The following is a 4811-nucleotide window of genomic DNA, read 5'->3' as shown; positions in this document are numbered from 1 at the left end:
CACGCCCGTGACGGGGGCGGCGTTGGCGCACAATCACGGGCATCGACCCGCCTCCCAAGCTATGACGACCTACCTCTGGACCCCTCCGCCCGTGGCCGCGCTGGCTGTGCAGGGCAACGCTGCGCGCCTGCCGGTCAACCGCCTGTTCTTCGTCGGGCGTAACTACCACGCCCACGCCCGCGAGATGGGCGTGACCATCGACAAGACCACGGCGCGACCGTTTTATTTCACCAAATCGCCCGCGCACCTGCTGGCGTCGGGGGCGGTGTTGCCCTACCCGCCACAGACGCACGACTTCCACCACGAGGTCGAACTGGTAGCGGTGTTGGGCCGTGGCGGGTTCGGCGTCGCCGCCGAGCAAGCGCACGAGTTGATCTACGGCTATGCCGTGGGGCTGGACATGACGCGTCGCGACGTGCAGCAGCGCCTGCGCGACAAAAGCCACCCCTGGTGCCTGGGCAAGGACGTGGAGGGCAGCGCCGTCTGCGGCGCGGTACGGCCGATGCCGGGCACCGTGCTGACGGGCGGCGAGATCGCGCTCGAGGTCAACGGCGTCGTGCGCCAGCGCGCCGACCTGGGCGATCTGATCTGGAACCTGCGCGAGCTGATCGCGGACCTGTCGCAGTTCTACCACCTGCAACCCGGGGACGTGATCTACACCGGCACACCGGAAGGCGTGGGCCCGGTGCAGCCCGGCGACCGGCTGCACGGCCGCGTGCAGGGGGTGGGCGAGGTGGCGCTGACCCTCGGCCCGGTGCGCCAGCCCACCGGGGTCGACCCGGCCCCACGCGCGGCGTCGGCGGTCCTGCCCGGTCGCCTCGCGGCGCTCGATTACCTGGGTCGTATGCTGTCGCTGGCGGAGCGGCGCGGCAGCACCGTCACGGTGATGGTGGTCGCTATCGATGACGTGGCGGGCGACCGTACCCATGACGCGACCGACGCCGAGCGGCTGATCGCCCAGCGGCTGGCGTCGCGCCTGCGCACCCACGAATTGCTCGCCCACTGGGAGCCGGGGCAGTTCCTCGTCGTGCTGCCGGACGCGGACACCGCCAGCGCGCTGGTGCTGGCCAGTGACCTGCGCCAGTGCGCCGCTGCAGCCGAGGCGACCGGGCCATCGCCGCAGCCGCGCAGCGTGAGCATCGGGCTGCACAGCCGTCGCCCCACCCCGGACCAAGACCTGCGTGAACTGGCCGCCGAGATGGTGGTCGCGGCGCAGCGCGTGCTGGAGGTCACTCAGGCCAACGGCCCCGGGCGCATCGAAATCGAACCTTGAGCCGCCGCTTCAGCGCAGGGCCGCGGCCCACTGCACCAGCGCATCCAGCGCGGCGCGGCCGGCGCGCGCATTGGGGTGGTTGACGATGGCGACCAGCACGCGGCGCTGACCGTCGGCCCCGTGCACATACCCAGCGAGCGCCTGCACGTCGGCCAGACTGCCGGTTTTCAGGTGCGCCACGCCGCGGCCCATGGCGCTGCGCCGCAGCGTGCCATCCACGCCCGCGATGGGCAGGGACGCCATCAGCTCGGGCATCCAGGGGCTGGCGTACACCCACTGCAGCAGTCGCGCCAGCGCCAACGCCGTGGCGCGCGCCTCGCGGCTCAGCCCCGCCCCGTTGTCGATCTGGGGCGGCGGCACGTCGGGGCCGATACGGGTGCGCCACCAGTCGCGCAGCACGGAGCGGGCGGCCTCGAACGTGGCGGGCGCGGTTGGCCCTTGGGCATTCGCCCCCGCAGGCCCAACTCCCTGGGTGGCCGTCGCGGCAGCCAGCGTCAGCAGCAACTGCTGCGCCATCACGTTGTTGCTGAACTTGTTGACATCACGCACCACATCGGCGAGCGGCAGCGATTCGAACACCAGGCGCGGCGTCAACCCAGCAGGAACCGTGCCCTCACGCACGCGCCCGTCCAGCCCACCCCCCAATTGGGCCCACATGCCCGCCATGGCACGCGCGGCAAAGCGCTCCGGCTCGGGGTAGGCGAGCGGCCAGATGCGCTCGCCGCAAGCCAGCGGATAGCGCCCCGCGAAGCGCGGACGGCGCGCGTCGGACCAATCCGCCTGCAATGCTGCGCGCCAGTCACCGCACGGCCCATCGGCCAACGGCACCGTGCCCGGCACGGTCACCTCGGCCAAGGGGGGATCGGCCAGCACGCGGGCCACGCCCGCGGCCGCATCGGGCACGAAGGTCCACACCTGCGTCCGAAAATTGACCAGCAGCGCGTCCGGCGCGGCGTTGTAGGGGCGCAGCGGCTCGCCGTCGAACGCGGCTGGGTCGTGCGGCGGCAGCGCAAACGCGCTGCGATCCAGCACGATGTCGCCGCCGATGTGCCGAATCCCCAACCCCTGCACCCGCCGCAGCAGCAGCCACAGGCGCTCCGTCACCAGCTTGGGGTCGCCCTCGCCGCGCAGATACAGCGATCCCGCCAATACCCCCTCGCGCACCGGGCCGTCGGTATAGACCGCCGTGCGCCAGGTGTATGCGGGCCCCAGCCAATCGAGTGCTGCAGCGGTGGTCACCAGCTTCATGACCGAAGCGGGGTTCATCGGCGCCTCGGCTCGGTGCGCGAGGTACGTCTGCCCTCCCGGCACCGCATCGGCCACCACGACCGCCAGCGCCGCCGGCGGCACCCCGGCGCGCTCGAGCGCCTGCTGGACGGCGGGGGGCAGGACTTGGGCCGCGGCTTGCACGCCTGCTGCGGCCAGCATTAGTGCCCCCGCGGCGCGCACGCGGCAGCCCCAACCCAGACATGACCATCGATACCGATCGGACAGCACGCCCCAGAAACGCATCCCCGCTTCCTCTCAAAAAGGCCGGCACCGCGCCGCCGCCGGCCGGCTACTGAGTGTACGGACAGAACCGCGGCCTGCGCTGCGGACCGCGACCCACGGATAATTCCCTACCATGAATGGCAGCAGACCCCTATCCCCGCCGGCGCTGGCCCGCTGGCTGGCGGTGGATACCAGCACGGACCGGCTCAGCGTCGCCGTGGGCGCGGCGGGTGCCGCCGCGCCACTCGCACAGCACGACGGCCCCGGGGGGCCCCATGCGTCGGTGGCGCTGCTGCCTGCCATCCGTGCCCTGCTGCAGACCGTGGGCTGGTCGCTGGCCTCCTTGGATGGCATCGCCTTTGGCCGCGGGCCGGGGTCGTTCACCGGGCTGCGCACCGCCTGCGCGGTGGTGCAGGGCCTGGCGGTGGCCGCGCGGCCCGGGGGCATCCCGGTGTTGCCCCTCGACACCCTGCTGGCCGTGGCCGAAGCCGCGCGCCACGACCACGCGCCGGATGCGCGCGCACTGCGCGTGGTGGCCGCGCTCGACGCTCGCATGGGCGAGGTTTACGCGGCGGTCTATGACTGGCACGCCGAGCGGGGGTGGACGACGGTGGCACCCGCGCACCTGACACCCCCGGAGGATGTCTCCTGGGCCGCGGACGCGACATCCCCGGTGCTGCTCGCAGGCAACGTGCGTCCGGTCTATGGCGAGCGGCTGCCTACGGCCTGGCAGCACCGGGGCGTGCCGACCCACCCCAGCGCGACGGCCTTACTGCGCCTGGCGGCCGCGGGCGTGGCGGCCGGCCAGTGTGTGCCGGCGGCGGCGGCGCAACCCCTGTACGTGCGCGACAAGGTGGCGCTGACCACCACCGAACAAGCCGCGCTGCGAGCGCAGCGCGCCAGCGCATGAGTGCCCCTTCGTCGCCCCCCGTGGTGGGCACACCCGCCCAGCGGGCCGAACGCGCGGTCTGGCGCGCCATGACGCTCGCCGACATCCCGCTGCTGGCGGAGGTGGCCAAGACCGCCCACGCCCACCCGTGGCGGGCACGGCACTTCGAAGACTCGCTGGCCACCGGCCACTGGTGCCGTGTGCTGACGTTGCCCCCAGACCCGACAACCGACCCGCCCCAGTGGGTGTACGCGCCGCGTACCCCGCAGGGGCACTGGCTGCTGGGCAGCCTGGTGGCCATGCGCGGCGTGGACGAAGCGCACCTGCTCGACGTCACCGTCACGCCCGCCCACCAACGCCATGGCTGGGGCCGCTGGATGCTGCAGGCGCTCATCGGCTGGGCACGCGAGCAGGGGGCCGCCTGTGTGTGGCTGGAGGTGCGCGCGAGCAATACGCCCGCGCGCACCCTCTATACCGCCATGGGCTGGCAAGCGGTGGGCGTGCGCCGGGGGTACTATCCGGATGGCGCGCACCGGCGCGAGGATGCCATCGTGATGCGGCTGGACCTGCTGCCCCCACCCCCGACGGAGGCCCATTGATGGCCACCACGCTACCCCGCGCCTTGCCGCACCTAGATGAGCGCCAGACCGCCATGCTGGCCGAGATGGGCATCGCCCCGTGGTGGGCACCGCGTGCGCTGCTGCCGCAGCCACGCGTGGCGACGGCAGCGGCCGAACGCGCACCCGAACCACCCGTGCTACCGCGCCCGCCCGCGGCAACGCCTGCCACCCCCCCCGCCGTTCCCCCGACGTCCCCGAACAGGCCGACCGTGGCGCCGCCACCGATGGCCACCGCCGCCCCTATCCGCCCCCACGCCGCCGCCGCTGCGTTGGACATCGACGCCCTGGACTGGGACGCGCTGCACGCCGCCATCCACGCCTGCCAGCGTTGCGCGCTGGCGGGTTGCCGCCAGCGGGGGGTGCCCGGCGTGGGAGACCGGCGGCCGGACTGGCTGATCGTGGGCGAAGCCCCGGGCGAAGAGGAGGACCGCCAAGGCGAACCGTTCGTCGGCCGGGCCGGGCAATTGCTCGACCGCATGCTCGCCGCCATGGGGCTGCGGCGCGGGCAGGGGGTCTATATCGCCAACGTCATCAAATG

General features: G+C 73.2%; 5 protein-coding genes. 4 read left to right on the top strand and 1 reads right to left on the bottom strand.

What is annotated here, in order from left to right:
• Nucleotides 1-61: 61 nt before the first annotated feature.
• The gene (locus Q0716_RS10910) at nucleotides 62-1273 is read left to right on the top strand and encodes a fumarylacetoacetate hydrolase family protein (protein WP_366139700.1); all 1212 of its coding nucleotides are present in this window, start codon (nucleotides 62-64) and stop codon (nucleotides 1271-1273) included.
• 9 nt (nucleotides 1274-1282) lie between these two features.
• Here Q0716_RS10910 and dacB read toward each other — a convergent pair whose 3' ends face one another.
• Nucleotides 1283-2701: a D-alanyl-D-alanine carboxypeptidase/D-alanyl-D-alanine-endopeptidase gene (dacB, locus tag Q0716_RS00580; RefSeq protein ID WP_299018548.1), complete on the bottom strand. Its 1419-nt coding sequence runs from the start codon at nucleotides 2699-2701 to the stop codon at nucleotides 1283-1285.
• 196 nt (nucleotides 2702-2897) lie between these two features.
• Here dacB and tsaB point away from each other — a divergent pair, with 196 nt between their 5' ends.
• From tsaB to Q0716_RS00565, 3 genes are all read left to right on the top strand, one after another.
• Nucleotides 2898-3674 (top strand): tRNA (adenosine(37)-N6)-threonylcarbamoyltransferase complex dimerization subunit type 1 TsaB, encoded by a 777-nt coding sequence (gene tsaB / locus Q0716_RS00575; RefSeq protein ID WP_299018546.1) that lies wholly within the window; start codon nucleotides 2898-2900, stop codon nucleotides 3672-3674.
• Nucleotides 3671-4252, top strand: a complete 582-nt coding sequence (locus tag Q0716_RS00570; RefSeq protein ID WP_299018544.1) for a GNAT family N-acetyltransferase — start codon at nucleotides 3671-3673, stop codon at nucleotides 4250-4252. The genes tsaB and Q0716_RS00570 overlap by 4 nt, the downstream gene beginning before the upstream one ends.
• A partial coding sequence (locus tag Q0716_RS00565) for a uracil-DNA glycosylase (RefSeq protein ID WP_299018542.1) occupies nucleotides 4252-4811 on the top strand: 560 nt, incomplete at its 3' end. The genes Q0716_RS00570 and Q0716_RS00565, both read left to right, overlap by 1 nt.

It is taken from the genome of uncultured Tepidimonas sp. (assembly GCF_938045175.1).
GTDB lineage: Bacteria > Pseudomonadota > Gammaproteobacteria > Burkholderiales > Burkholderiaceae_C > Tepidimonas.
This window is presented reverse-complemented; position numbering and strand designations above follow the sequence as displayed.